Consider the following 24,490-nt stretch of genomic DNA (forward strand, 5'->3'; position numbering starts at 1 on the left):
CCGGAGGCCGGTCAGCCGGGATCTGTGCGCAGCGTAAGTGCCGGATTTTCGCGGGCCGGACCGGTCGCGCGCCGGCCGAGCGGCCCGCGGCGGCCGACGGCGAGCGGCAATTTCCGGACGGGCAGATCGGGCATACGGGAGGAGAGCGGCACGGAGCAACTCTAGGCACGGAGGTCGGCCGTGGGCCGGAACCTGGCGGCCCCGGAGCGCGTCACCCCCTGTCCCGGCCCGCCGCCTCCCGCAGTTCCGTCTTCTGCACCTTGCCCGTCGCGTTGCGCGGCAGCGTGTCCACCACGACGAAGCTCCGCGGCACCTTGAAATTCGCCATCCGTTCGCGGCACCACGCGTCGATCTCCGCCGGTTCGGGCACGGCCGCGCCGGGCTTCGGGATCAGGTACGCCTGCCCCACCTCGCCGAGACGCCCGTCCGGCACCCCGATCACCGCGGCCTCCGACACCGCCGGATGCCGGGTCAGCACCTGCTCGACCTCGGCCGGGGAGACGTTGAACCCGCCGACGATGAACATGTCCTTGAGCCGGTCGGTGATCGCCAGGTTGCCGCGGATGTCGAGCGTGCCGATGTCGCCGGTGTGCAGCCAGCCGTCCGGGTCGACGGCCTGCGCGGTGGACGCCGGGTCGTCCAGGTAGCCCTCGGTCACGTTGTAGCCGCGGACCCACACTTCGCCCGGCTCGCCGGTCGGCAGGTCGCTGCCGTCCGGGCCGACGATGCGGACCTCGACGGACGGCAGCGCGCTGCCGTTGGTCGTCGCCACGGTCTCCGGGTCGTCGTCCTCCCGGCACATCGTCGCGGTGCCGTGGCATTCGGTGAGGCCGTAGGCGGTGATGAACCGCTCGAACGGCAGTTCGGCCCGGCAGCGTTCGACGAGTTGGACGGGCACTACCGCGGCCCCGGTCGCGGCCAGCCGCAGCGACGACAGGTCGTACGCGTCACGGTCCGGGTGGTCGAGCAGCGACGCGAAGATCGTCGGCGCGCCGATCAGCACGCTCACCTTGAGCCGGTCGACCAGTTCCAGCACCTTGCCCGGGTCGAACACCGCGAGCGGCAGGATCGTCGCGCCGCGCGTCAGGCACGACAGCACCGCCGACTGGCCGCCCGTGTGGAAGAACGGCAGCGGGACGAGGTAGCGGTCGCCTTCGCGGATTCCCCAGATGCCGCTGTACGCCGCGTACAACCGCACCAGGGCCCGGTGGTTGAGCAGAACGCCTTTGGGAGTGCCGGTGGTCCCCGAGGTGAAGATGATGTGTGAGTGGTCGTTCGGCCGGATCGAGTCCATCGTCGCGAGGGCGTAGTCATCGGTCAGGGCGTCCGCCCCGGACAGGAAGTCGTCCCAGGAAGCGGAGCCGGGGCCCAGGTCGACGGTGAGGCGGAGGTCGGGCAGCGGCTCGTCTTCGGCGGCGCGGGCCAAGGCGCCGAGGTAGTCGTAGTCGAGGAAGCCGTCGTGCGCGAATACCGCGACGGCACGCGACCGGCGCAGCAGGTCCGCCGCCTCGCCGCCGCGGTAGCGGGTGTTGATCGGCACCACGGTCGCGCCCGCCGTCACCGCCCCGAGTGATGCGACGAGCCAGCGGGCCGAGTTCGGCGCCCAGATGCCGACCCGGTCGCCCGGCACGATGCCGTGCGCGCCGGCGGCGCGGGCGAACTCGAGGACCTCGTCGGCCAGCCGACGGAACGACAGGACCGTTTCTCCGTCCACCACCGCCTCGGCGTCGCCGTAACGGTCGCCGGCCGCGCGGACCAGATGTGCGACGGTCTGTCTCACGGAGCAGTCCCTCCCGGAGTGGGGGCATCGGGCGCGTCCCGGGCGAGTGCGGCGAGTTCCGCGGTGCGCACCTTGCCCGCCTCGGTCCGCGGGAGCGCATCCACCGTGGCATAGCGCACCGGAACCTTGAAGGGGGCGAGGTGTTCCCGGCACCAGGCGTCCAGCACGACCGCGTCGATCCCGCCCGGGGTACGCGGCACCACGACCGCCCACGGCACCTCGCCGAGGCGCGGATCCGGTACGCCGACCACCGCGGCCTCGGCGACCCCGGGCGCGGCTCCGAGGACCTCGGCGACCTCGGCCGGGAACACCTTGAGGCCGCCGCGGTTGATCATGTCCGACGCGCGGCCGTCGATCCACAGGAAGCCGTCGGCGTCGACGCGCCCGATGTCGCCGGTGCGGAACCAGCCGTCGGGGTCGAGGCGGTCGGCGAGTCCGGAGCCGTTCGCGTAGCCGTCGGCGAGCGCGGGGGTGCGGACCCACAGTTCGCCGGAGGCGCCGCGGGACAGGTCGGTGCCGTCGTCGTCCCGGATGGCGAGCGCCACGCCGTCGTGCGGGCGGCCGACGGCGCCGAGCTTGGTTTCGCCGTGGGCGCGCGCGTCGGCGGCGTTCCAGCCGACGATCTCGCCGCCGATCTCGGTCTGGCCGTAGCAGTTGAGCACGGTGATGCCGAACCGGTCGCGGAACCGGCGGGCCTGGAACGGGGACAGCGGGGCGGTGATGCTGCGGACGTAGGCGAGCGGGGCCAGGTCGGCGACGGCCGCGTCGTCGGTGAGCATCATCATCGCGGCGGGCGGCAGGACCACGGACCGGATCTTGAACCGGCGCACGTACCCGGCGAACCGCCGCGTGTCGAACCGCTCCATGAGCACCACCGGCGCCCCGACCCGGAACGCGAAGAGGACGTTGTAGATGCCGGCCCAGAGGGACAGCGAGGTCGGGATCAGATTCGGCATCGGATCGGCCCGGGGCTTGCGGCCGGCCCCGACGAGCTTGGCGAGCACGGGTTCGAGCAGCGCGGAGATGCCGGAGTGGCGGAGGAGGACGGGTTTGGGCGGGCCGGTGGTCCCGGAGGTGAACTGGATGAGGGCGGTGTCGGGGGTGTGGGCGGAGGGGGGTGGGGCGGCGGCGTCCGGGGACCGCGTGGAATCCGCGGCACGCGCCGACCACGCGTACGAGCCGCCGCGCCCGCACGCCTCGATCACCTGCCGCCCCGGAAACCGCTCCGTCCCCGCACCGCTCGCGACGATCGCCGCCGGACGCACCTCGCCGAGCACGTGTGCCAACTCGCGGTCGGTCAAACGCGGGTTCAGCGGGACGTACACGGCCTCGGCGAACCACACGCCGAACAGTGCCGCGACCGTGTCGGCCCCGTCGGCGGACATGACCGCGACGGCTTGGCCCGGGCGCACCCCGACGGCCCGCAAGCGGTCGGCGAGCGCGAGGGCCCCGACGCGCAGTTCGGCCCGCGTGACCTCACGGGCCTCGGAGTGGACCGCGACCGTGTCGGTGTCTCCGGGACGGGGGTCGAGGAGCGCGGTGAGCCGGAGTCGGGGGGAGTCAACGCTCACGAGGGCTCCCCGGCGGCGCGGCCGCCGTCGGGCGGCGCGGAGTCGGGCGGCGCGGAGTCGGCGGCGGGGGATCGCGGTGCGCTTGCGCCGCCCGCGGCTGCTGCCCCCTCCGGTGCCACCCATCGCGGCTCGCGCTTCTCGGCGAACGCCCTCGGCCCTTCCTCCTGGTCCGGATGCCCCCACATCGAGACCAGTTCCTTCGCGCCCGCCTTGCAGGCGTCGGTGAGACCCATCTCCAGCGCGCCCCACAGCGCGCGCTTCGTCGCCGCCATCGCGGCGGGCGAGTTGCGGGCGATCTTCTCCGCCAACTCCTGCGCCACCTCGCGCAGCCGCTCCGGCGGGTCGACGACCTCACCGACCATGCCCAGCTCGTACGCCCGCTGCGCGGACATCCGCTCGTGCCGACCCGTCAGCGCCATCCGCATCACGGCCTCGAACGGCATCTTCCGCAGCAGCCCGATCGCCTCGATGGCGACCACCTGCCCCACCGACACATGCGGGTCGAAGAACTGCGCGTCGGACGCCGCCAGCACGATGTCCGCGTCCGCCACCCAATGGAACGCCCCGCCCGCGCACAACCCGTTCACCGCGGTGATCACCGGCTTCGCGATGCCTTGGTGCCAGGCGGTGAAGTGGACGTCGAAGTCCTCCATGGACTGCCGGTACCGCTCCATCCCCACCCCGTCGCCCGCGATCTCCGCGACGTCCACCCCGGTCTGGAAGGCACGGCCCTCCCCCGTGTGCACGATGACCCGCACCTCGGGGTCGGCGTCCAACGCCTTCCACGCCACCGCGAACTCGTCGCGCATCGCGCTGTTCATCGCGTTCAGCCGGTCCGGCCGGTTGTTGATCAGCCACCCTACGGGGCCCCGCCGTTCCAGCTTCAGATACGCCAACTCGGGGTAGGTCACGGGCTCGTCCTTCCGACGCCGGGGCTTTCCAAGGCCTGCCACAAGGCGCGTTTGACCGCGGCCAGGTGCTCGGGGGGATTGCGGGCGATCGTCGCCGCGAGCGCGCGGGCCGCCTCGCGGAGCCGGTCGGGCGGGTCGACGACCTCGCCGACCATGCCCAGCTCGCGGGCCCGGTCCGCGGAGATCCGCTCGTGCCGCCCGGTCAGCACCATCCGCATTACCGGCTCGAACGGCATCCGCCGCGCCAGCGTGATCGCTTCGGAGGCCGACACCTGCCCGACGGTGACGTGCGGGTCGAGGAACACCGCGTCCGACGCCGCCAGCACCACGTCCGCGTCCGCGACGAAGTGCAGTCCGCCACCCGCGCACACCCCGTTGACCGCGGCGATCACCGGCTTGGCGACCCGGTTGTGGTGCGCGGTCAGCCGCAGTTCGGAGCGCTTGGTCCGCCGTGACTGTTCGCGCAACGCCTGTGGTTCCCGGGCGAGTTGCCGCACGTCGAGCCCGGTCTGGAAGGAGCGTCCCGAGCCGGTGTTGACGATGACCCGCACGTCCGGGTCGGCGTCCAACTCCTGCCATGCCCGTTCGAGTTCGGCGAGCATCACGGCGTCCATCGCGTTGCCGTGCGTCGGCCGGTCGAAGATCAGCCAGCCGACCGGGCCGTCGCGCTCCACGATCAGCGTCTCGAAACCCCCGGGCGAGCCCGTCACAAGAGCGGTCATGGCGGTCAGCTCCTCGGCACGTCGCGCCACGCGCTGTCGAGCCACGGATCGGGCTCGCGCGGCAACCCGAGGACGCGTTCGCCGAGGATCGTGCGGTTCACCTCGGAGGTGCCGCCCTCGACGGTGTTGGCGCGGCTGCGCAGCATGCCTTTGACCTCGTGTGGCAGCGTGTCCTCATAGTCGGCCTCGGCAGCAGCGTCCCAGGCCTGCCCGTAGGCGCCCAGCAGTTCCGCGGCCAACGCCTGCATGCGCTGGTTGAGTTCGCCCTGGTGGACCTTGCCGATGGAGCTTTCCGGACCGGGCGGGCGCCCCGCCTGCAAGCCGGCGCGGACGCGGTCGTTGGTCCACGCGCGGATGCGTTCCTCGCTGTAGAGCCGCATGAGTTCCTGCCGCACGGACGGCTCGTCCCAGCCGCCCGGGCGCCCTTCGGCGGAGATCCGCCGGGCGAGCGCCAGCAGGTGGGCGATGCCGGATCCGCCGATCCGGTCGACGCCGCCGGAGCCCGCCCCGGACACCATCTGGCGTTCCCCGGACAGTGTCGCGGCGGCGACCTTCCAGCCGTCGCCGACCGCGCCGACGCGGTGCGCGTCCGGCACGAACGCGCGTTCCAGGAAGACCTCGCAGAACTCCGCCTCGCCGGTCATCGTCCGCAACGGCCTTACCTCGACTCCGGGTTGCCGCAGGTCGAGGAGGAAGTACGTGAGCCCGCGCCGCTTGGGCCGGTCGGGATCGGTGCGGGCCAGCAGCACGCCGAAGTCGGCGCGGAACCCCCACGTCGTCCACACCTTCTGCCCGGTGACCAGCCAGTCCCCGCCCGCGTCGCGCTCCGCGCGGGTGGCGAGCGACGCGAGGTCGGATCCGGCGCCGGGTTCGCTGAAGAGCTGGCACCAGAACTCCTCGTTGCGCACGATCGGCGGCAGGAAGCGGAGCTTCTGCGCGTCGGTGCCGTGCGCGAACAACGCTGGGGCGGCGTTGCCGAGGCCGAGGGGGTTGAGGCGGCCGAGGTTGTACGGGCGCAGTACGGCGTCGGCGCTGCGGGCTTCGGCGCGGCTGAGGCCGAGCCCGCCGTACTCGGGTTCCCACGTCGCGGCGACCAGCCCGGAGCGTCCGAACACCGGGTACCAGGCCTCGTACGCGGCCCGGCTGCGGACTTCCCGGATCGCCGCGCGGCCGTGCGGCGCCGCCTCGATCCACGCGGCGGGCACGTAGCGCTCCACCCACGCGGCGACGGTCTCCGCGATGCGCGTGCGGTCGGACGGCAGCAGCAGTTTGCCGTCGGCGTCGACGAGATCGGCCACCCCGGCTCACCGCCCCTGGAAGTCGGCGGCCCGTTTGCCCAGGAACGCGGCCATGCCTTCGCGGAAGTCGCGGCTGCGCGACGAGAGTTCCATGGCGAACCCCTCGTCCCGGAGCTGCTGCTCCAAGGTCGCCGAACTGCCGTTGTGCAGCAGCCATTTGGTGAGGCCGAGGGCGACCGTCGGCCCCGCGGCGAGTTCGGCGGCCAGGTCGGCGGCCGTCTTGTCCAGGTCGGGTTCCGGGACGGTGCGGTGGATCAGGCCCCATTCCTCGGCCTGGGCCGCCGGGACGCGCTCGCCGAAGAGGAGCATGCGCCGGGCCCGGACCTCGCCGACGCGGCGCGGGAGCAGCCAGGTGACGCCGCTGTCCGGGGTGAACCCGCGGGTGGCGAACGGCGCCCAGAAGCGCGCGTCGTCGGCGGCCACCGTGACGTCCGCGGCCACCGCGAGCGCCAGACCGATGCCCGCGGCCCAGCCGCGCACCGCGCACACCACCGGCACCTGGACGGTGAGCATCAGCGGGATCAGCCGGTGCGCCTGCGACGGCAGCCGCCGCTGGATGCTGCCGACGCGCGGCTTCACACCGGGGCCTTGGGTCTCGTCGGCGGCGTTGCGCTGCACGATGTCGGCGCCGGTGCAGAAGTGCGGGCCGCGGGCGCTCAGCAGGACGGCGCGGACGGCTTCGTCGCGTCCGGCGGTGTCGAGGGCGTCGATGAGGCCGGCGACCATGGTGTCGTCGAGGGCGTTGCGTTTGGCGGCGCGGTCGAGGGTGAGGCGCAGCACGCCGGAGTCGAGGTCCGCGTCCAGGCCCGGTACGGAGTGGTAGGTCACTGGCCGGCCCCCTTCTCGTCGCGCTCGGCGAACTGCCGGACGGCGGCTTCCAGCGCCCCGGGCAGGTCGGTGGCGCCGCCGGGCGGGTCCGGCAGCCGCACCGGCCCGTGCTCGCGGCTGGGCAGCAGGATGGTGGCGTGCCCGGGGGTGGTGGTTTCGCCGCGCTGGTTGACCGCGGCGATGTCCAGGTCGACGGCCGGACGCCCGTCGTCCGCGAGGTACTTGCGGGCCACCGTGCCGCTTAGCCATTGCGTGTCGCCGGTGTAGTTGAAGGCCCGGAACTCGCAGTCGAGCTTCCACAGCCAGGCGTCGTCGCCCATCCAGTCGGTGCAGAGGTGGATGAGCCAGTTCTCCCGCATGCGGCCGTAGTCGAAGGTGGTGGCGTTGCCCGAGCGCTTGGCGAACTCCGGGTCCCAGTGGATGCGTTGCATCACGTCCGGGATGCCCTGCGGGTCGCGGTGGTAGAAGCGCGGGATGCGGCGGCGGTTGGCGGCGCCGAGGCGGAGGGCTTTGACGCCGTACATCCCCATGCCCATGCCGACGTGCCAGCAGACCAGGTCGGTGACGGTGAAGGGGCCTTTGACGAGCGGGCCGACCGGGTCGCCTTCCACGACGTCCTCCCACCAGCGGGGTTCCGCGCCGCGCGGGCGTTCGGCGGCGTACTGGGCCTCGATGGCGGCGATGTCGTCCTCGGTGTAGGTCGCCGGCTCGACGTGCTTCTCGCGGGCTTTTCCGCGGGCTTTGGACCGTTCGGCGCGGATCATCAGCCGGTACTGGGCGCTGAGCAGGGTGCCGGTGTCGTCGGCGAACACCTGCCCCGTCCACTCGTGCACGGCACGGTCGGCGAACGCGCTGGACTTGTCGTGCACGCCGACCAGGGCGTTGCGCCGGAAGACCCGGTGGCCGGGGTGCAGCGGCGCCCACCATTCGCGCAGGCTCGCCGAGTAGAAGGCGTGGACGCCGCGCAGCGGATCGCCCTTCATCAGGTCGCGGTGCTCGTCGGCGACCCGGGTGACTTCGTCCTCGCCGATCAGCGTGTCGCCGCCGACCAGCGTGGGCGGTGCGATGGCGCCCTTCCAGCGGGTGGCGGCCGCGTAGTCGGGGTCGCCCCACAGCGGGTTGTCGTCGCCGTAGGCCTCGGCGACGTGCCGGAAGGCGTCCGTGCCGGGGCGCAGATAGTGCGGCGGCGCGGTGTGCGGCTCAGGGATCCCGATGCGGGCCCGCAGGCGGGCGATCGCCTCCTCGGTGATCACACCGTGCTGAGCGGGCATCGCTACCTCCTGCCGGGGCGGGTCGCCCGAGGCTATCTTTATAATGATTAACAGTTCAAGAGTTCACGAGTTCAAGGGGTGTTCACCAGGAGTCCCGCCATCCGCTCGCGGTGCACCCGTGGCGCCTCGAACAGTTCGTGCGTCGACCGGGCACGCTTGAGATACAGATGCGCCCAGTGCTCCCAGGTGAAGCCGATCCCGCCGTGCACCTGGACGGCTTCCTGCGCGGCATGCACATACGCCTCGGAGCAATAGGCCTTCGCCAGCGCCGCCACCAGCGGCAGCTCGGCATCGTCGGCTTCCCACGCCGCCACCGCCCCGAAGGCGGCCGAATCGGCGGACTCCACACGAATCAGCACATCGGCCAGCTTGTGCTTGACCGCCTGGAACGAGCCGATGGGACGGCCGAACTGCACGCGCGTGCGGGCGTATTCGGCCGTCTGCTCAAGCACGTACCGGGCCCCGCCGACCTGTTCGGCCGCCAGCAGCACCGCGGCAATGTCGAGGACCCGGCCCACGGCCGCCGCCCCGTCGCCGCGGTCGAGCCGCCGCGCGGGGGTTCCCGCGAAGTCGAGGCGGCCTTGGCGCCGCGTCAGATCCAGCGTGGCCAGACCGCGGCGCGTCAACCCCATTGCGACGGAGGCGTTTTCGACGGCGAAGAGGCCGGGGCCTTCGTCGGTCTGGGCCACCGCCACGATCAGGTCCGCGGTCAGCGCGTCGAGGACGAAGGTCTTGGTGCCGTGCAGTTCCCACGCCCCGCCCGCGAGCCGGGCCGCCGTGGCATAGGCGTCGGGCCGCCACCGCCCGTCCGGTTCGGCGACCGCGACGGTGCCGGTCACCGTGCCGTCCGCGATGCGCGGGAGCAGGTCGGCGCAGGCCGCGGGATCACCGGCGGTCAGCACCGCCTGCCCGGCCAGCAGCGTGGACAGCAGCGGCGCACCCAGCAGGGCCCGGCCCGCCTCCGTACAGGCGACGGCCAGCTCGGCGGGTCCTCCGACGCCGCCGTACTCCTCGGGCAACCCCAGCGCGGTGAGGCCGAGTTGACGGGTGATCAGCGTCCAGACCACGGGATCATGGCCGGACTCGACGGTCATGAGACGGCGTACCGCGTCCTCGGCGCCGTGCTCGGTGAAGAACGCGCGCAAGGTGCCGCGCAGCGCCTCGCGGTCCTCGGCCGTGGTCGCCGGGGTGGCCGCGGGGCCGGTTGCCGGGTTCGCCTTCACGGGCGGATTCCTCTCGGTCGGCGGCGCACCGCGCGGGCGCGCCGGAAGGGCCGGGCGGACGGTGCGGGCGGACGGTCCGGACGGCACGGGAACCGGATCCGGGGACGCCCCGTCACACCGCCATGCGAACCCACGACGGCTCCTTGCCACCGGCGGCGGCTCCCGCCGACCGGCCCCTCGCTGCGCCCGCCGCCCGCCGCGGCCGGGCCGTGGCCGGCCTGCTCCTCGCGGCCGGCCTGACCGTGTCCGGCTGCACGTCCGCCGGATCCGACGCCGGCAAAGAACCGAGCGCCCCGCCCGGCGGCATAGGCGTGGAGGGTCTCAGCAAAGCGGCCACGGAAGCCCGCGCGAAGATGCTGACGCTCACGAAGTTCGATTCGTGCGAGACGCTCCTCGACGACTTCCGCAAGGCCGCGCTGTCCCGGGCCGCTGTGACGACGCGCGAAGCCGCGGGTGCCGGGGCGATACCCCCCGGAGCCGCCGCCGCGCCGAACGCCGTGGACGCCGCGCCCGGCGCGAACTCCGCCGAGGACGCCGCGAAGGCCGTCGCCCCGCAGACCCCCGCCGACCAATCCTCCCAGGCGCCCGCGTTCTCCGGTACGAACGTGCAGGAACAAGGCGTCGACGAACCGGACTTGGTGAAGACCGACGGCAAACGCGTCTACACCGTCGCGGACGGCAAGCTGCACATCGTCGACGCGGCCACCCACAAGGAGACCGGGAAACTCGACCTCGGCGGCGCGGGCTCGGCGACCGACATGCTGCTGTCCGGCAACCGCGCCCTGCTGGTCATCCCGGCGGGGGTGTACGCCTACGGGGCCGGCCCCGGCAGTGCCCGCACCACCGAGTCCTACGCGCCTGCCGGAACGTCGACCCTTGCCCTGGTCGACTTGTCCGGCACGCCCAAGCTGCTCGGCAAGCTGACCGTGGACGGTTCCTACCTCGACGCCCGCCAGGTCGGCTCCACCGCCCGCGTCGTCATCAAGTCCACCCCGCGCGGCCCCCGGACGGACGACACCGGCGGCGGCAACTACAAGAGCCGCTACGAGAAAGCCCTCACCAAGACCACCATCGACGACTGGCTGCCCGGCTACACGCTCGCCAAGTCGGACGGCAGCACCGCCTCGGGCCGCCTGGTCGACTGCACCGGCGTCAGCCGCCCGGCCACCGCGCCGGGCTCGTACGGCCACACCGGCGCATCCACCACGTCCGTCCTGTCGTTCGACCTGAACGGCGACCTCGGCACCGGCAGCCCGGTGACGGTCGCCGCGGACGCGGAGACCGTGTACGCGTCGTCCGACAACCTCTACATCGCGGCGCGCTACAACCCGCAGTACCCCGAGTACCGGGCGGACGCCAAGATGCCGTCCGGTGCCGTCTACGCCCCGCGCACCGCGATCTACCAGTTCGCCATCTCCGGCAACGGCACGCCGAAGCAGACCGGCGCGGGCGACGTCGACGGGCAACTCCTCAACCAGTACTCGCTGTCCGAGTACCAAGGCCACCTGCGGGTCGCCACCACCGGCGCGGGCAGCACACGCGGTACCACCGGGACCTCGTCCGACAACCGGTCGACCGCGGTGCCGGGCAGCGGTCCGGGCTCCGCCGCCAACTCCGGCTCGGCGGCGAGCAGTCCGACCTCGTCCGTGGTCGGCAAGCCGCAGCTGTCCCCCGTCGCCGCGCCGGCCGAGAGCGCGGTGGACGTCCTCGACGCCAAGAACGCGAACCTGCCCGTCGTCGGCCGGGTCGGCGGCCTGGGCAAGGGCGAGAAGATCTACGCGGTGCGGTTCACCGGCGCGGTCGGCTTCGTGGTGACGTTCCGCCAGACCGACCCGCTGTACTCGCTCGACCTGAGCAACCCGGCGGCGCCCAAGGTCATGGGCGAGCTGAAGATCAACGGCTACTCCGCCTACCTGCACCCGATCGCGGACGGCAAACTCATCGGCGTCGGCCAGGACGCCACCGACAGCGGCCGCAAACTCGGTACCCAGGTCTCGCTGTTCGACGTCGCGAACCTCACCGACCCGCGGCGCATCGCGAACTACGCGCTGCAAGGCGCCTCGTCGGAAGCCGAAATGGACCCGCACGCGTTCCTGTACTGGCCGCAGACCGGCACGCTGGTCATCCCGCTGCAGAACACGCACGCCATGCCCGCGGTGCCGTCCGCCTCGCCGAACAGCGCACCCGGCACCTCGTCGTTCGCGCCGTCCTTCACCCCGGCCGCGCTCGTGCTCAAGCTGCAAGACGGCTCCTTCACGCAGGTCGGCCAGATCCAGCACCCCGGGAACTCCTCGATCCGGCGCTCCCTGGTCATCGGCGACGAGCTGTGGACGGTCTCCGGCGGCGGCTTCAAGGTCAACGCCTTGGCCGACCTGGGCGAGCGGGCCTGGATCCCGTTCGCGTGATCGCCTGACCGTCCTCGACGGGCGGGGTGCCGCGGCGGACACCTCGCCGCATCCGTGCCCGCCGTCCCGGCTCCCCCGGGACGGCGGGCACGCCTGCACCGGTCAGTCGCTGGCCGGCAGTGCCTTGGCCTCCTTGAGGACCAGCGGCACCGCGCCGTCGCCGAGCGTGCCGGTGCCCGGCTTGGTGACCAGCACCTCGAACGTGTCGTCGTCCGCGAGCGTGTAGCGCTTGCCGAGCAACGCCCCGCCGGACAGCTCGGGTTCGGAGACGAGGCCGACCGCCGCCTCGGCGTCCAGAGCGATCATCGGGTGCCCGCCGCACGTGAGGTCGACACCGTCCGCGGGCGGGCGGACGACGATGACCTCGGTGGCGCACACCTGGCTGCGCAGGCGGACGCCGGTACGGATGACGGCAGTGTTCTCGGTGGTCACGTGCTGCTCCTCGGAGACGCCGCGCCCGCCGACGTGAGTCGTTGCCAACTTGCCAGGTCCCGCTCGTCGGCCGGGCGCCCGACGCGGGTGACGGTGTCGACGTCGCCCGCCTCCGCGCGCAGCGCCGCGACGGTGCAGCGCTCTCGCGGACGGATGGCGAACGGGTCGAACCGGTAGTGGCGCATCGCGTTTCCGTGCGTGATGCGGTCCACCAAGTCGTCCGACAGTCCGGCGAACAGGGTCTCCAGTTCCTCCGGCGCATGCGGCCAACTGCTGTCGGAGTGCGGGTAGTCCGACTCCCAGCACACGTTGTCGGTGTTGAAGTGGTCGAGCAGGTCGACGCCGACCGCGTCGCTGATGAAGCAGCACAGCATGTGCTTGCGGAACACGTCGGCGGGCCCGGAAAGCCCCTCGGGGAACTCGGCCTTCGTCCATCCCGCATGGCGCCGCTGGACGTGCTCGGCGCGCCACAGGAAGTAGGGGATCCACCCGATGTCGCCCTCGGTCAGCGAGAACCGCAGGTCGGGGAAGCGCCCCCAGATGTCCGCCCAGATGAGTTCGACGAGCGAGAACGTCGACATCACCGACGACAGCGTCATGTTGACGCTCGCCGGCGCGTCCGACGACGACGGGGCCCGCCGCGACGACGAACCCACGTGCAGGCACAGCACCGTGCCTTCCTCGCACGCCGCCGCGAACAGCGGGTCCCAGTAGCGCGTGTGGATGCTCGGCAGCTGCAGCGCCTCGGGGTTCTCCGAGAACGTCACCGCGTGCACGCCCTTGGCCGCCAGCCGGCGCAGCTCGGCCGTGGCCCGCTCGACGTCGAACAGCGGCAGGATCCCGCACGGGATGAACCGGTCGGGGTAGGCGCCGCACCACTCGTCGGCGTGCCAGTCGTTGTACGCCTTGATCATCACCTCGTTGACGTCCCGGTCCGGCCCCTGCCACAGCACCTGCCCGGAGAAGCCGGTGAAGTTGGGGAAGTTGAGCCCGGCGAGCTGGCCGCCCGCGCTCATGTCGCGGACCCGTTCGTGGACGTCGTAGCAGCCCGCACGCATCTGGTCGTAGCGGCTGGCGTCGATGTTGAACATCTCGGGCGGCTTGCCGGCCACCGCGTTGAGGCCGAGGTCGCGGCCGCGGGCGTCGCCGTACATCCACTGCTGTACCCCGTCGTCGCGGAGCACGACGCGCGGTGCGCGGTCGCGGTAGCGGTCCGGGACGTGGGCGTCGAACATCGTGGCCGGCTCGCAGATGTGGTCGTCCACGCTGATGAGGATCAGGTCGTCCTTGCGCATGGCACCCTCCCGGGGCCTTGGCGTTCACGGAGAACTGGGGGATCGGCTGGCTCGGTGGCGGGGTCCTTTGATGACTATCTTTATAAGAATAGAGGTCGCGGGGCGATGCTAACCCGTGGCCGCGACGGAGTCGAGGAGTCCGGCGAGCGCCTCGGTGAACACGTCGTTGTCGTCGCCCACGACCATGTGGCCCGCGTCGGCGACGTCCGCATAGGTCGACCCGGGGATGAGCGCGAGCATTTCGTGGACCGCTTCCACGCTCACCACGTCGGACTGGCGGCCGCGCACCAGCAGCGTCGGCACGGTGACCTTGCGGGCCGCGTCGGCGAGGCGCTCGGGCGTCACGTCGGGCCCGCGGCCGCCCTCGCTGCCGAGGGTGCCCATGAACGCCGGGTCCCAGTGCCAGTACCAGCGGCCGTCGGCGTGCTGCCGCACGTTCCGGGCGAGCTTCTCCGGGTCGGTCTGCCGCGGCCGGTTCGGCTGGTACCCGGCGAGCGCGTCGGCCACCTCGTCCAGCGACCCGAAGCCGGCCCGGTGCGCGAGCATGAATTCGCTGATCCGGTCCACACCCTCGCGTTCGGTGCGGTGCGTGATGTCGACCAGCACCAGGCCCGGCGTGTGGCCTTGCTCTTCGCCTTCGGCGAGCAGCGAGACCCAGCCGCCGAGGGAGGCGCCGACCAGGACCGGGACGTGGCCGTCGTCGGCGGCGATGCGCGCCGCGACGGCGCGGACGTCGGCGACGAACGCGTCGATCGTGTAGTCGCCGTCGGCCGCCCAGTCGCTGTCGCCGTGCCCGCGCTGGTCGAGTGCGTAGGCGATCCAGCCGCGGGCGGCGAGGCGGGCCGCGGTGCGCGTCCAGGATCCGCGGGCCTGCCCTCCGCCGTGCAGCAGCAGGACCGCGCCGACGGGGTCGCCGTCCGGTGCCCAGCGGTCGGCGGCGAGCCCGAGCGGCTCCCCCGCGGGGTTGCGGGTGCCGTATTCCTCGCTGCCGAACCGGACCTGACGGGGTGTCGGGGCCATTGCGAACTCCTCCGCACGTAGAACGCCGTGGTGCGCGGGCATCCTCGCGCGGGGAGAGCGAATGATCCAGAGCGAAAACCGGTTTCGGTCAGCGCACGAGCCGGGACCGCACGCGCCGCGCGGCGTCCTCCCGGCCGGTGTAGCGCTGCGTGGCATCCAAGTGTTTGGCCGCGATGCGGGACGCCCGGGCGGCGTCGCCGGCGGCGATCGCCGCGACGAGCTTCTCGTGGTCGCGCAGGCCCGCGTCGAAGGCCTCCTGCGCGGGCTCGTCCCCAGCCGCGGAGGCGTCGCGGATCCACTCCTCTTCGTGCGCCGACCAGACGTGTTCGAGCCCGCCGACGACCAATGCCAGCGTCGCGCTGCCGCAGCCGGCCACCAGCACTTCGTGGAAGCGGCGCGCGGTGCGGTTGAACGCGGGCGCGTCCGCGGTGAGTTCCCGCTGCTCGGCGAGCACCTCGCGCAGCTCCGGCACGACCGTGCCCGCCCGATCCTCGCGCTCCGCGCACAACGCGGCGCACATGGGCTCCAGTTGCAGCACCGCCAGCCCGAGGTCGGCGAGCGGCGCACGCTCGGCCTCCAGGACGAGCGCGAGGGTGTAGGCGACGCGCGCCGAGGTGGGGAGGTGCACGGTGCCGCCGCCGACGTTGCCGCGGCGGACGGTGACCAGCCCCTCGGTCTCCAGAATGCGCAGGGCCTCGCGCACCGATGGGCCGCTCACGTTGAACCGGGCCATGAGGTCTTCCTGCCGCGGCAGGTTCTCGCCCTGGCCGATCCGCCCGGCGAGGATCTCCTCGCGCAGGTCGTCGGACACCATCTCGGCCAGGCGGGGCTGGCGCATCTGCCGCTGGCGCATCCCGTCGGTGGTCTCCATGTGGCGGCGCGCTCCCGGTGTCCGTGGGCGGTCCATACGGTCCATCAGCCGTCCGTCAGCTGCCCATCGTGACAAAGATAATAAGGTCGGCGGCCGTTGCCGAATCCCCCGCGCCACCCCGGCGCCCCTTGCGGTTTGTGACGGACCGTCATAGAAACTTAACCCAGTCAAGTATTTGCGAGACCGGGAGGCGTGCCATGGGACGGCTGCAGGACCACGTTGCGGTGATCACGGGTTCGGGGGCCGGCATCGGGCGCGGCATCGCCCGGCGGATGGCCGCCGAAGGCGCCCGCGTCCTGGTCAACGACATCCGCAAGGACGCCGCCGAGCAGGCCGCCGCGGAGATCGCGCGCGACTTCGGCACCGACGTCCTCGCCGTCGAGGCCGACGTCACCGACAAGGAGCAGGCCACCGGCCTGGTCAAGGCCGCGGTCGAGCACTGGGGGCGCATCGACACGCTGGTGAACAACGCGTGGGGAGGCGGCCGCGTCAACCGGCTGGAGAACAAGACCGACGAGCAGTTCGAGTTCGGCCTGCACATGGGGTTGTGGGCGGGCTGGTGGACGATGCGCGAGGCGTTCCCGCACATGCGCGAGGCCGGGCGCGGCAGCATCGTCAACATCTGCTCGCTCAACGGCGTCAACGCGCACATGTACACCGCCGAGTACAACGTCGCGAAGGAGGCGCTGCGCGCGCTGACCCGGACCGCGGCACGCGAGTGGGCGCAGCACCAGATCCGCGCGAACGTCATCTGCCCGGGCGCCAAGACCGAGGCGTTCGAGGCGTACGCGCGGGCCAACCCGGCGGCCGCCGCGGACGCCGAGGCGCGCAACCCGATGGGGCGGATGGGCGACCCGGAGGGCGACATCGGCGGGGTCGCGGTGTTCCTGGCCTCCGACGACGCGCGGTACGTCACCGGCAACACGCTGTTCGTCGGCGGCGGCTCGCACATCAACGGCGTCGTCTGGGCGCCGATGCCCGAAGAGGACCGTGTCAAGAGCTGATTCCCGACGCCAACTCCCCGGCGGGAAAAGGGCGCTGACGTAGCTTCGGAGGCGATCCGGGCCGTTTGTCGGAGGGGCCGCTTAGGCTGTGGCAATGGACGCAGATGGCCCCGCCGCGGGAACCGCGACGCTTGAGCAGGCACTCGAAAAGCATCGCGTGGAACTGACCGGATACTGCTACCGCATGCTCGGCTCCCCCTTCGAGGCCGAGGACGCCGTGCAGGACACGATGGTGCGCGCGTGGCGCGGCTACGACAAGTTCGAGGGCCGCGCCTCGATGCGGTCCTGGCTGTACCGGATCGCGACCAACGTGTGCCTGGACATGCTGGGCGGCAAGGAGCGCAAGGTCCGCCCGATGGACCTGACGTCGGTCGGGTCGACGGCGGCGCCGTCCACCGTCCAGCACCCGGAGACCACCTGGCTGGCGCCCACGCCCGACCACAAGGTGCTGGTCGGCGACGATCCGGCCGACGTGGCGATCGCACGGGACTCGGTGCGGCTCGCGTTCGTCGCCGCCCTGCACCACCTGCCCGCCCGGCAGCGCGCCGTGCTGATCCTGCGCGAGGTGCTGTGCTGGCAGGCGAGCGAGGTGGCCGAACTCCTCGACACGTCGGTCGCGTCGGTGAACAGCGCCCTGCAGCGGGCGCGCGCCACCCTCGCGTCGGTCGACGTGGCGTCCACCGACCTGGACGAACCGTCCGACGAGGAGCAGCGCGCGCTGCTCGCGAAGTACGTCGCGGCGTTCGAGAGCTACGACCTCGAGGCGCTGGCGAACCTGCTGTCCGAGGACGTCATCCTGCAGATGCCGCCGTGGGAGCTGTGGCTGCGGGGCGCGGACGAGATCGCCGCGTGGATGCTGGGCATCGGCGTCGGTTGCCGCGGCTCGCGGCTGGTGCCGGTGGTCGCGGCGAACGGGACGCCCGCGTTCGGGCAGTACCGGCCGTCGGGGCCGAACGGCGAGCACGAGCCGTGGGCGCTTCAGGTCATCGAGATCTCAGAGGGGCGCATCGTCGGCATGAACGCCTTCCTCGACACCGAGAAGCTGTTCCCGCTGTTCGGGCTCCCGGACCGGCTGGAGCCGGTTGCCGAGGAGGCCGCCGCGGGGTGACGCCCGGGCCCGGTCGGCCGGCCCGGGGCCGGCCGGCTCACCGGGGTCGTCCGTCGGGACGGCGCGCTCAAGGCCGAGCAGGGCGAGCATGTCGCGCAGCGCGGGAGGGGCGTCGCGTATCCGGTACGCCCGCCCGTACCGCTTGGCGGCGAGCCGCAGCCGGGCCAGCACGTCCACCGTGACGAGGTCCGGACGCACGACCGCGCCCACGTCGCACACCAGCGGCGCCCCGGGCGCCCCTTCCAGCACCGCCCGCACCCGCGCGCACACCCCCGCGACATCCCCGCGCGCCAGGGGCCCGATCGCCACGACCACCTCCCCTCCAACCACCCGGACACACACCGGCCACCCCAAAACCGCGCCGCCGCGCCACCACACCCAGGAGCGCCCACCGGCGGATACGACACCCCGAGCGACCTCGGGGCCGCTTGTGTATACAGACCGCCGGGGACGGCGAAACTCATCGGAACCGGGGCGGCGACGGTTCGCGGACGAGGCTGTGGCCGCGGACGGGGGCGTCCGACCGGTACGGCTGCGGCCGAGCGCGCCGCCCCCGGGTCGGGGGCGCGGGGCGGGAGACGGTTTGCACACGAGGGCGGGTCGCCGACGAGCATGGCGGGCCGACGACCACACACCACCGGCTACCAGCCCGCGGCAGCCCGTGCCCGCACGGCCCGCGTGGCCGTCGGCCGTGCTTGAGCGGTCTGTTCGCGCGTGCCGCGCCGGTACTCCCGCAACCCGGCCGACGCCCCCGGCACCCCCACGCGCGGCGGCGGAGACCGATGCTTGCCTTGCCTGCCCGCCGACGGGCAGTGAGCCCCGGCGACCCGCGCGCTTGCCGCCTGCCCGGGCCCGCACCGCCAAAGCGGTCGGCCACCCCGCAATCCACCACCCGGCGTTCCGCCGTCCCCCGCCTGGCGGCCGCCCGCGCCTGGTCCCTCCCTCCCCCTCAGCCAGGATCGCCCCGCCGCCGGCCGAGCCCGCCGCATTTCCCCGTCCATCTCCCCCATCTCCCCTGTGGCATATGCCACCTGGCGGACCGTCAGATCCTTGGGCCTTGCTATACAAGGACTGCCGGAATCCGACAGGGAGAGCACATGGCCGTCACGACGTTCACCGATCTGCAGCAGATCAAGGACGCGCTGGGCAAGCACCTCGGCTACAGCGAGTGGCTGGAGGTGACCCAGGACCGGATCAACCGGTTCGCCGACGCGACCGGCGACCACCAGTGGATCCACGTGGACGTCGAGAAGGCCAAGGAAGGCCCGTTCGGCGCGCCGATCGCGCACGGCTACCTGACGCTGTCGCTGTCCAACCTGTTCCTGCCGCAGATCGTCGAGGTGCAGAACATCTCGATGGGCGTCAACTACGGCGTCGACAAGATCCGGTTCCCCAGCCCCGTCAAGGTGAACCAGCGGATCCGCGGCGGCGCGGAGATCACCGCGGTGAGCGACATCCCCGGCGGCATCCAGGTCACCATCAAGATCACCATCGAGATCGACGGCGAGGCCAAGCCGGCCTGCATCATCGAGTCGCTGACCCGCTACCTCGCCTGAGCGCGCGGCGCGACGGCAACGCCGCGGGGCCCGTACGACACCGTACGGGCCCCGCGGCAGGTCCCGCCCGGCTCACATCACCGGCTTCCCGACCCCCGAGTCGCAGACCGCCCCCGGCTCCGGGGTCTGCGGCCCCTGCGCGTACATCGTGACGAACTGCCCCAGCCGCGGGTCCCGCGCCGAGTCGAGCTTGAGCTGCAGCCCCCACGCCGACGCGACGACCGGGCTCGGCAGCCCCGGGTACGGGCTCAGCAGGATGTACGGCTTGCCGCGCAGCGCCGTCTCCAGCGCCGTGATCTGGTCCTGCGGCAGGTCCGGCCGGTATGTCACCCACACCGCCCCGTGCTCCATCGAGTGCACGCCGTTCCGGTTCGGCACCGGCCCGCGGTAGATCCCGCAGTTCGCCCACCGCGGATCGTGCTGCCCGCCCACCGGGGGCGTCTGCGGGTAGACGATGTTGCTGGTCTTGTCGTGCTGCTGCGACGCCGTGTACCCGGTCACCCCCGCGATCGGGCTGTCCACCTGCTTGGGCGTGACGTCCGCGGTGAGCTTCGGCGCGTCCGCGCCCGGGCCGGCCGGGAACCCGGCCGCCGCGCCGGTACCGGTCGCACCGCCCGTCGGGCCCGTCGTGGCCGGCGTGGAGGCCTCCGTCGTCGGCGTCTTCGGCTTCTTGGTCGGGGTGGCGTCGCCGGTCGGGGCAGCGGGCGGGCCCGACGTGCCGAACGGGTCGCCACCTGGCGCACCCAGCTTCTCGTTGTCGTCGCTGCAGCCGCTCAACGCCACCGCCCCGAACAGCGCCGCCGCGACCGCCCCGGCGAGCCGGGCCCTCCCGGGTATCCGGGTCCGGGTGCCGCCGCGCGCCATGCCGTCCATCGAGTTCCTCCCCGCCCGCCCCGGCCCGAGCGGCCGGTCCGCAGAGATTAGCCGGTATCCGCGGCCTGCCGCGGACCCCGCCACCCCCCGAGTCGGGGGCTCGGGGGGTGGCGGGTCGACCCGGCGCGAAAGGACCGGACGGGGTCAGAACGTCGCCGGGGGCTCCGGGTCGATGACGACGCAGCGGGTGCCGCTGTAGATCGTCGGCATGCACTTGTTGCAGTGGATGCACAGCGACTTGACCGCGGTGCGGCTCTCGTCGGCGGCGATCCGGTTGATCAGGTCGGGCTCACGGAGGATCGCGCGGCCCATCGCGACGAACTCGAAGCCTTCGCGCATCGCGAGGTCCATCGTTTCGCGGTTGGTGATGCCGCCGAGGAGGATGAGCGGCATCTTCAGCTCGGCGCGGAACTGCCGGGCGTAGTCCAGCAGGAAGGCGTCCTGGTACGGGTACGCGTGCAGGAACTTCTTGCCGATCAGCTTCACGCCGAGCTGCTGCGGCTGCGGGAAGGTCGCGGCGAACTCGGGGATCGGGGCGTCGCCGCGGAACAGGTACATCGGGTTGAGCAGCGAGCTGCCGACGGTGAGTTCGAGGGCGTCGAGGCCGCCGTCCTCCTCGAGCCACTTGGCGGTCTGGATGCTCTCGTCGAGCCAGATGCCGCCGGGGACGCCGTCCGACATGTTCAGCTTGGCGGTGACGGCGATGCGGTCGCCGACCGCGTCGCGCACGGCGCGGACCGAGGCGCGGGCGACCTTGGCGCGGTTGGCGAGGCTGCCGCCGTAGCCGTCCTTGCGCTTGTTGATCTTCGGGCTGAGGAACGAGCTGGCGAAGTAGTTGTGCCCGAGGTGGATCTCGACCGCGTCGAAGCCCGCCTCGATGGCGTACTTGGCGGCGTTCGCGTGGGCTTCGCCGATGCGCTTGATGTCGTCTTCGGTGGCGGCGCGCGTGGCCTTCATGCTGATCGGGTTGAACGACCTCGACGGCGCGAGCGCCGGAAGCCCGTTGGACTTCGCGTTGGCGACCGGACCGGCGTGCCCGATCTGCGCGGACACCGCGGCGCCTTCCTTGTGCACGGCGTCGGTGAGGCGGCGCAGGCCCGGAATCGCCTCGGGACGCCAGTAGATCTGGTGCCGGTCGGTGCGGCCTTCCGGCGCGACGGCGAGGTACGCGACCGTCGTCATGCCGATGCCGCCCGCGGCGGGCTTGCGGTGGTACTCGATCAGCGAGTCGGTGACCAGCGCGTCCGGGGTCGCGCCTTCGAACGTGGCCGCCTTGACGATGCGGTTCCGCAGCGTGAGCGGACCCAGCTTGGCGGGCGCGAAGACGTCGGGGGTGGGGTCCGGCGTGGTCATCGGAATTCCTCTCCGGGAGCGGGCGCGTCGAGTCCGGCGGCGATGAACGCGGCGACTTGGCGCGGGTCGGGGGGCGGCAGGGCCCCGAGTCGGTCGGCGGGCACGAGCGGCTGCCCGTACGTCTGGAGCAGCAGCGCGAAGGCCAGGCGCCAACGCTGGTCCGCCACACGTTCGGACAGGTCGGGCCGGGTCGCGCGCAGCAGCGCGCACCACGGTTCGTAGCGGAACCACGGGTTGTCCCAGGGCACTTCCACGTTGCCGAGGACGACACGGGCCAGCAGGTGCACCAGCATGCGGCCGTCCTCGGCCGCGACGAGCTGGTCGAACGGGCTGACGATGATGTCGGCGAGCTCCGTTATCCCGGGCTTCCACCCGGCATCCCGCCGCTCGCCCAGCTCCCCCAGCCGATCGGCCCACAGCGGCACGAGCCGCTGCTGCAGCACCACGGCGACCAGGCCTTCCTTCGACCCGAAGTGGTAGTGCACCGCGGCCGGGTTCATCCCCGCCGCCGCATTCACCGCCCGGACCGACACCTTGTCGTACCCCTGCGCCAAAAACAGCCGCTCGGCCTCGGCCACCAACCGCCCCCGCGTCACCGGCGACGCGGCATTCGGCACCCGTTCCTTGCCCATGCGGGACATGAGAGCACGGTTCCCCAACCTTTTCAATCACTGATTGAAAAATGCCGGCGGCCGGAATCCGGCCACTTCCCGCCACCCGCTCAGCTCAGCGGCACCACCAAGACCGGGCAGTGCGCGTGCTCGATGACCGAGTGGGCGACGTGGCCGACCCAGTGGCGGAGGAGGCCGTGGTGGTGGCGGACGCCGACGACCACGACGGTGGCGTCTTCGGAGGCGGAGACGAGGGTGCCGGCGGCGTCGCCGTGGATGGCGTCTTCGGCGCCGAGGACGTCCGGGTACAGCTCGCGGGCCGGGCCGAGGGCCGAGTCGAGGCAGACCTGGTGGGCTTCGGTGACGGCTTTGAGGTCGTCCGGGCTGGGGCCGGAGAGTCCGGCGAAACCGGGCCAGTCGAACGCGTGTACGGCATACAGTGGCAGCTGCCAGCGGCGGGCCTCGGCGAAGGCCGCGCGGGCCGTGGGGGCGTCGCCTTCGCCCTGGATGCCGACGACGACGCGGTCGCCGTCGAGCTCCAGGTCGCCGGCGTCGCTGGGTGCGCCGTGGTCACCGCGGACGACCATCAGGGGGCAGGTGGTGCGGGAGGCGAGGAAGCGGGCGACGGAGCCGAGCAGCAGGTCGGCGAAGCCGCCGCGGCCACGGGCCGAGACGACGACGAGTTCGGCGTCGGCGGCGGCCTCCAGCAGGACGTCGCCGGGCAGGCCGACGACGACCTTGCCGTCCACGGACAGGTCCGGGTGGCGGTTCAGCACCTGCCCGGCCACGGCCTCCACGAGCCGGGCGCCGGCTTCCTGCGCGCCCGGGGCCGGGTCGGCGTTGCCGCGCTGCGGCGGGGCGGCGGTGGGGACGCGGACGGCGTGCACGATCCGCAGCGCGGCACCCCGGCGGACGGCTTCGGCGGCGGCCCGCAGGACCGCACGGGTGCCTGGCTCGGAGCCGTCCGTGCCGGCGACCACCAGGCCGGGGCCGGGGCGCCGGGCGCGCGACTGCTGCGGGGGCGTGGTCTGGACTGCAGTGTTCACGTGCTTCTCCACAGGTCAAGGCAGGTCCACGGGCCCGATACCCGCTGGGGCCCGGTGTCACCACCCGAGGCGGCGACCGAAAACCGTTGACGGCACCGCCGCCCGCCTTTTATCGTCATTGTGACGAAATAACGATGGGGGATCCGATGGTCCATATCCAGCGTCGCCCGTTCGTGAGCCACCTGCGGGCCGATCCGGTGCAGTGGGTGCGCCACCAGCGCAGCGGCGCGGTGGTCCACGAGGGGGCGGGGCTCGCGTTCTGGTTCCGGCCGCTGACCGCGGCACTGAGCGAGGTGCCGGTCGACGACCGGGAACTCCCGGTGCTGTTCCACGTCCGCACCCGCGACTTCCAGGACGCGACCGTGCAGGGCACCGTCACCTACCGCGTCACCGATCCGGGGCTGGCCGCGTCCCGGCTCGACTTCGGCGTGGATCCGGCCACCGGCCGCTGGCGCTCGACGCCCCTCGACCAGCTCGCGTCGCTGCTCACGGAGAGCGCCCAGCAGCACGCCGTCGACGTACTCGCCGCGCTCGACCTCACCGACGCGCTGACCCGCGGCCCGACGGAGGTCCGCACCCGTATCGCGGAAGGCCTTGCCGACGACAGCCGCCTTGGCGACACCGGCGTGACGGTGATCGGCGTACGCATCACCTCGATACGCCCCGACGCCGACCTGGAGCGCGCCCTCCAGGCACCCGCCCGGGAACGCGTCCAGCAGTCCGCCGACGCGGCCGGGTTCGAACGCCGCGCCCTCGCCGTCGAACGCGAGCGGGCGATCGCCGAGAACGAGCTGCAGAACCAGATCGAACTCGCCCGCCGGGAAGAGCAGTTGGTAGAACGCAAAGGCCTCAACGAGCGCCGCCGCGCGGAGGAAGCCGCCGCCGCGGCCCGCATCGAGGCCGAAGCCCGCGCGGAACGCGACCGACTCGCGGCGACGACCGCCGCGGAGAACCGCCGCGCCCTCGGCGCCGCCGAGGCCGAAGCGCACGCGGCACACGTCGCCGCCTACGCGGACGCGAATCCGACGGTTCTCCTCGCTCTCGCCGCCCAGCAACTCGCGGAGCAGTTCCCGCGGATCGGCACACTCAACATCACTCCCGATCTGCTGAGCACCGCGCTGGGCAAGCTCACCGGGACCGACGGCGAACCGCCGCAGGGCCCGCACCCCGGGGCCCCGCACAAGCCCCGCCCGCCCGAGGGCTTCGGAGGATTCGGCCCGCCGCCCGGCATGCCCCCGCCAGGCGGCCCGTACCCGCCGGGCATGGCCATGCCGGCGAGCCCGTACCCGCCCGGCTGGACCCCACCGGGTAT

Annotated in this window: 21 protein-coding genes and 1 pseudogene; 5 read left to right on the plus strand and 17 right to left on the minus strand. The window is 72.7% G+C overall.

Features of this window, described 5'->3' with window-relative positions; translation table 11 throughout:
• Nucleotides 1–211: 211 nt before the first annotated feature.
• The 8 genes from ACPA54_RS03715 to ACPA54_RS03750 all read right to left on the minus strand — a co-directional run bounded on the left by ACPA54_RS03715 (nt 212) and on the right by ACPA54_RS03750 (nt 9,604).
• Nucleotides 212–1,780, minus strand: coding sequence for an AMP-binding protein (locus ACPA54_RS03715; RefSeq protein ID WP_423526677.1), 1,569 nt, complete (start codon nt 1,778–1,780; stop codon nt 212–214).
• On the minus strand, nt 1,777–3,351 hold the full coding sequence (locus ACPA54_RS03720; protein ID WP_423526679.1) for a class I adenylate-forming enzyme family protein: 1,575 nt from the start codon (nt 3,349–3,351) through the stop codon (nt 1,777–1,779). The genes ACPA54_RS03715 and ACPA54_RS03720 overlap by 4 nt, the downstream gene beginning before the upstream one ends.
• Nucleotides 3,348–4,262 carry an enoyl-CoA hydratase/isomerase family protein gene (locus ACPA54_RS03725; protein WP_423526681.1) on the minus strand — a complete coding sequence of 305 codons (915 nt, stop codon included), beginning with the start codon at nt 4,260–4,262 and terminating at the stop codon, nt 3,348–3,350. Before ACPA54_RS03725 ends, ACPA54_RS03720 begins: the two co-directional genes overlap by 4 nt.
• A complete protein-coding gene (locus ACPA54_RS03730) occupies nt 4,259–4,984 on the minus strand; it encodes an enoyl-CoA hydratase/isomerase family protein (RefSeq protein ID WP_423526683.1) in 726 nt (241 codons plus the stop codon). Before ACPA54_RS03730 ends, ACPA54_RS03725 begins: the two co-directional genes overlap by 4 nt.
• Before the next feature lie 5 nt (nt 4,985–4,989).
• The gene (locus ACPA54_RS03735; protein WP_423526685.1) at nt 4,990–6,282 is read right to left on the minus strand and encodes an acyl-CoA dehydrogenase family protein; all 1,293 of its coding nucleotides are present in this window, start codon (nt 6,280–6,282) and stop codon (nt 4,990–4,992) included.
• A 6-nt stretch (nt 6,283–6,288) separates the two neighbouring features.
• Nucleotides 6,289–7,110, minus strand: a complete 822-nt coding sequence (locus ACPA54_RS03740) for an enoyl-CoA hydratase/isomerase family protein (RefSeq protein WP_345677239.1) — start codon at nt 7,108–7,110, stop codon at nt 6,289–6,291.
• Complete coding sequence (locus ACPA54_RS03745) at nt 7,107–8,381, minus strand: FAS1-like dehydratase domain-containing protein (protein ID WP_423526687.1); 1,275 nt, start codon at nt 8,379–8,381, stop codon at nt 7,107–7,109. The genes ACPA54_RS03740 and ACPA54_RS03745 overlap by 4 nt, the downstream gene beginning before the upstream one ends.
• Before the next feature lie 71 nt (nt 8,382–8,452).
• Nucleotides 8,453–9,604 (minus strand): acyl-CoA dehydrogenase family protein, encoded by a 1,152-nt coding sequence (locus tag ACPA54_RS03750; protein WP_423526689.1) that lies wholly within the window; start codon nt 9,602–9,604, stop codon nt 8,453–8,455.
• Nucleotides 9,605–9,726: 122 nt separating this feature from the next.
• On the opposite strand from ACPA54_RS03750, the gene ACPA54_RS03755 reads away from it, so the two are divergent.
• The gene (locus ACPA54_RS03755; protein ID WP_423526690.1) at nt 9,727–12,009 is read left to right on the plus strand and encodes a beta-propeller domain-containing protein; all 2,283 of its coding nucleotides are present in this window, start codon (nt 9,727–9,729) and stop codon (nt 12,007–12,009) included.
• Nucleotides 12,010–12,111: 102 nt separating this feature from the next.
• Here the strand turns inward: ACPA54_RS03755 and ACPA54_RS03760 are convergent, their stop codons facing one another.
• The 4 genes from ACPA54_RS03760 to ACPA54_RS03775 form a co-directional block, all read right to left on the minus strand.
• Nucleotides 12,112–12,441, minus strand: coding sequence for a hypothetical protein (locus ACPA54_RS03760; RefSeq protein WP_423526692.1), 330 nt, complete (start codon nt 12,439–12,441; stop codon nt 12,112–12,114).
• Nucleotides 12,438–13,736, minus strand: a complete 1,299-nt coding sequence (locus ACPA54_RS03765; RefSeq protein ID WP_423526694.1) for an amidohydrolase family protein — start codon at nt 13,734–13,736, stop codon at nt 12,438–12,440. The genes ACPA54_RS03760 and ACPA54_RS03765 overlap by 4 nt, the downstream gene beginning before the upstream one ends.
• Before the next feature lie 108 nt (nt 13,737–13,844).
• Nucleotides 13,845–14,756: an alpha/beta fold hydrolase gene (locus ACPA54_RS03770; protein WP_423526695.1), complete on the minus strand. Its 912-nt coding sequence runs from the start codon at nt 14,754–14,756 to the stop codon at nt 13,845–13,847.
• 88 nt (nt 14,757–14,844) lie between these two features.
• Nucleotides 14,845–15,627, minus strand: coding sequence for a FadR/GntR family transcriptional regulator (locus tag ACPA54_RS03775; RefSeq protein WP_423526696.1), 783 nt, complete (start codon nt 15,625–15,627; stop codon nt 14,845–14,847).
• 197 nt (nt 15,628–15,824) lie between these two features.
• Here ACPA54_RS03775 and ACPA54_RS03780 point away from each other — a divergent pair, with 197 nt between their 5' ends.
• Nucleotides 15,825–16,631, plus strand: coding sequence for an SDR family NAD(P)-dependent oxidoreductase (locus ACPA54_RS03780; protein ID WP_345677247.1), 807 nt, complete (start codon nt 15,825–15,827; stop codon nt 16,629–16,631).
• 94 nt (nt 16,632–16,725) lie between these two features.
• Nucleotides 16,726–17,739, plus strand: coding sequence for a sigma-70 family RNA polymerase sigma factor (locus ACPA54_RS03785; RefSeq protein ID WP_423526697.1), 1,014 nt, complete (start codon nt 16,726–16,728; stop codon nt 17,737–17,739).
• Here the strand turns inward: ACPA54_RS03785 and ACPA54_RS03790 are convergent.
• Nucleotides 17,626–18,048: an STAS domain-containing protein gene (locus tag ACPA54_RS03790; RefSeq protein ID WP_423526699.1), complete on the minus strand. Its 423-nt coding sequence runs from the start codon at nt 18,046–18,048 to the stop codon at nt 17,626–17,628. The two genes, ACPA54_RS03785 and ACPA54_RS03790, sit on opposite strands and share 114 nt — an antisense overlap.
• Before the next feature lie 788 nt (nt 18,049–18,836).
• Here ACPA54_RS03790 and ACPA54_RS03795 point away from each other — a divergent pair.
• Complete coding sequence (locus ACPA54_RS03795) at nt 18,837–19,295, plus strand: MaoC family dehydratase (protein WP_345677250.1); 459 nt, start codon at nt 18,837–18,839, stop codon at nt 19,293–19,295.
• Between the two features lie 72 nt (nt 19,296–19,367).
• Here the strand turns inward: ACPA54_RS03795 and ACPA54_RS03800 are convergent, their stop codons facing one another.
• The 4 genes from ACPA54_RS03800 to ACPA54_RS03815 all read right to left on the minus strand — a co-directional run bounded on the left by ACPA54_RS03800 (nt 19,368) and on the right by ACPA54_RS03815 (nt 23,178).
• The gene (locus ACPA54_RS03800; protein WP_423526701.1) at nt 19,368–20,168 is read right to left on the minus strand and encodes a DUF3105 domain-containing protein; all 801 of its coding nucleotides are present in this window, start codon (nt 20,166–20,168) and stop codon (nt 19,368–19,370) included.
• Nucleotides 20,169–20,312: 144 nt separating this feature from the next.
• The gene (locus tag ACPA54_RS03805) at nt 20,313–21,521 is read right to left on the minus strand and encodes an NADH:flavin oxidoreductase (RefSeq protein WP_423526703.1); all 1,209 of its coding nucleotides are present in this window, start codon (nt 21,519–21,521) and stop codon (nt 20,313–20,315) included.
• On the minus strand, nt 21,518–22,162 hold the full coding sequence (locus tag ACPA54_RS03810; RefSeq protein WP_423526705.1) for a TetR/AcrR family transcriptional regulator: 645 nt from the start codon (nt 22,160–22,162) through the stop codon (nt 21,518–21,520). Before ACPA54_RS03810 ends, ACPA54_RS03805 begins: the two co-directional genes overlap by 4 nt.
• A gap of 80 nt (nt 22,163–22,242) precedes the next feature.
• Nucleotides 22,243–23,178 (minus strand): universal stress protein, encoded by a 936-nt coding sequence (locus tag ACPA54_RS03815; RefSeq protein ID WP_423526707.1) that lies wholly within the window; start codon nt 23,176–23,178, stop codon nt 22,243–22,245.
• Between the two features lie 146 nt (nt 23,179–23,324).
• On the opposite strand from ACPA54_RS03815, the pseudogene ACPA54_RS03820 reads away from it, so the two are divergent.
• Nucleotides 23,325–24,323 (plus strand): annotated as a pseudogene (locus tag ACPA54_RS03820) (SPFH domain-containing protein); the annotation flags it as partial.
• Between the last annotated feature and the right edge of the window lie 167 nt (nt 24,324–24,490).

It is taken from the genome of Uniformispora flossi, assembly GCF_049534875.1.
Lineage (GTDB): Bacteria > Actinomycetota > Actinomycetes > Streptomycetales > Streptomycetaceae > Yinghuangia > Yinghuangia aomiensis.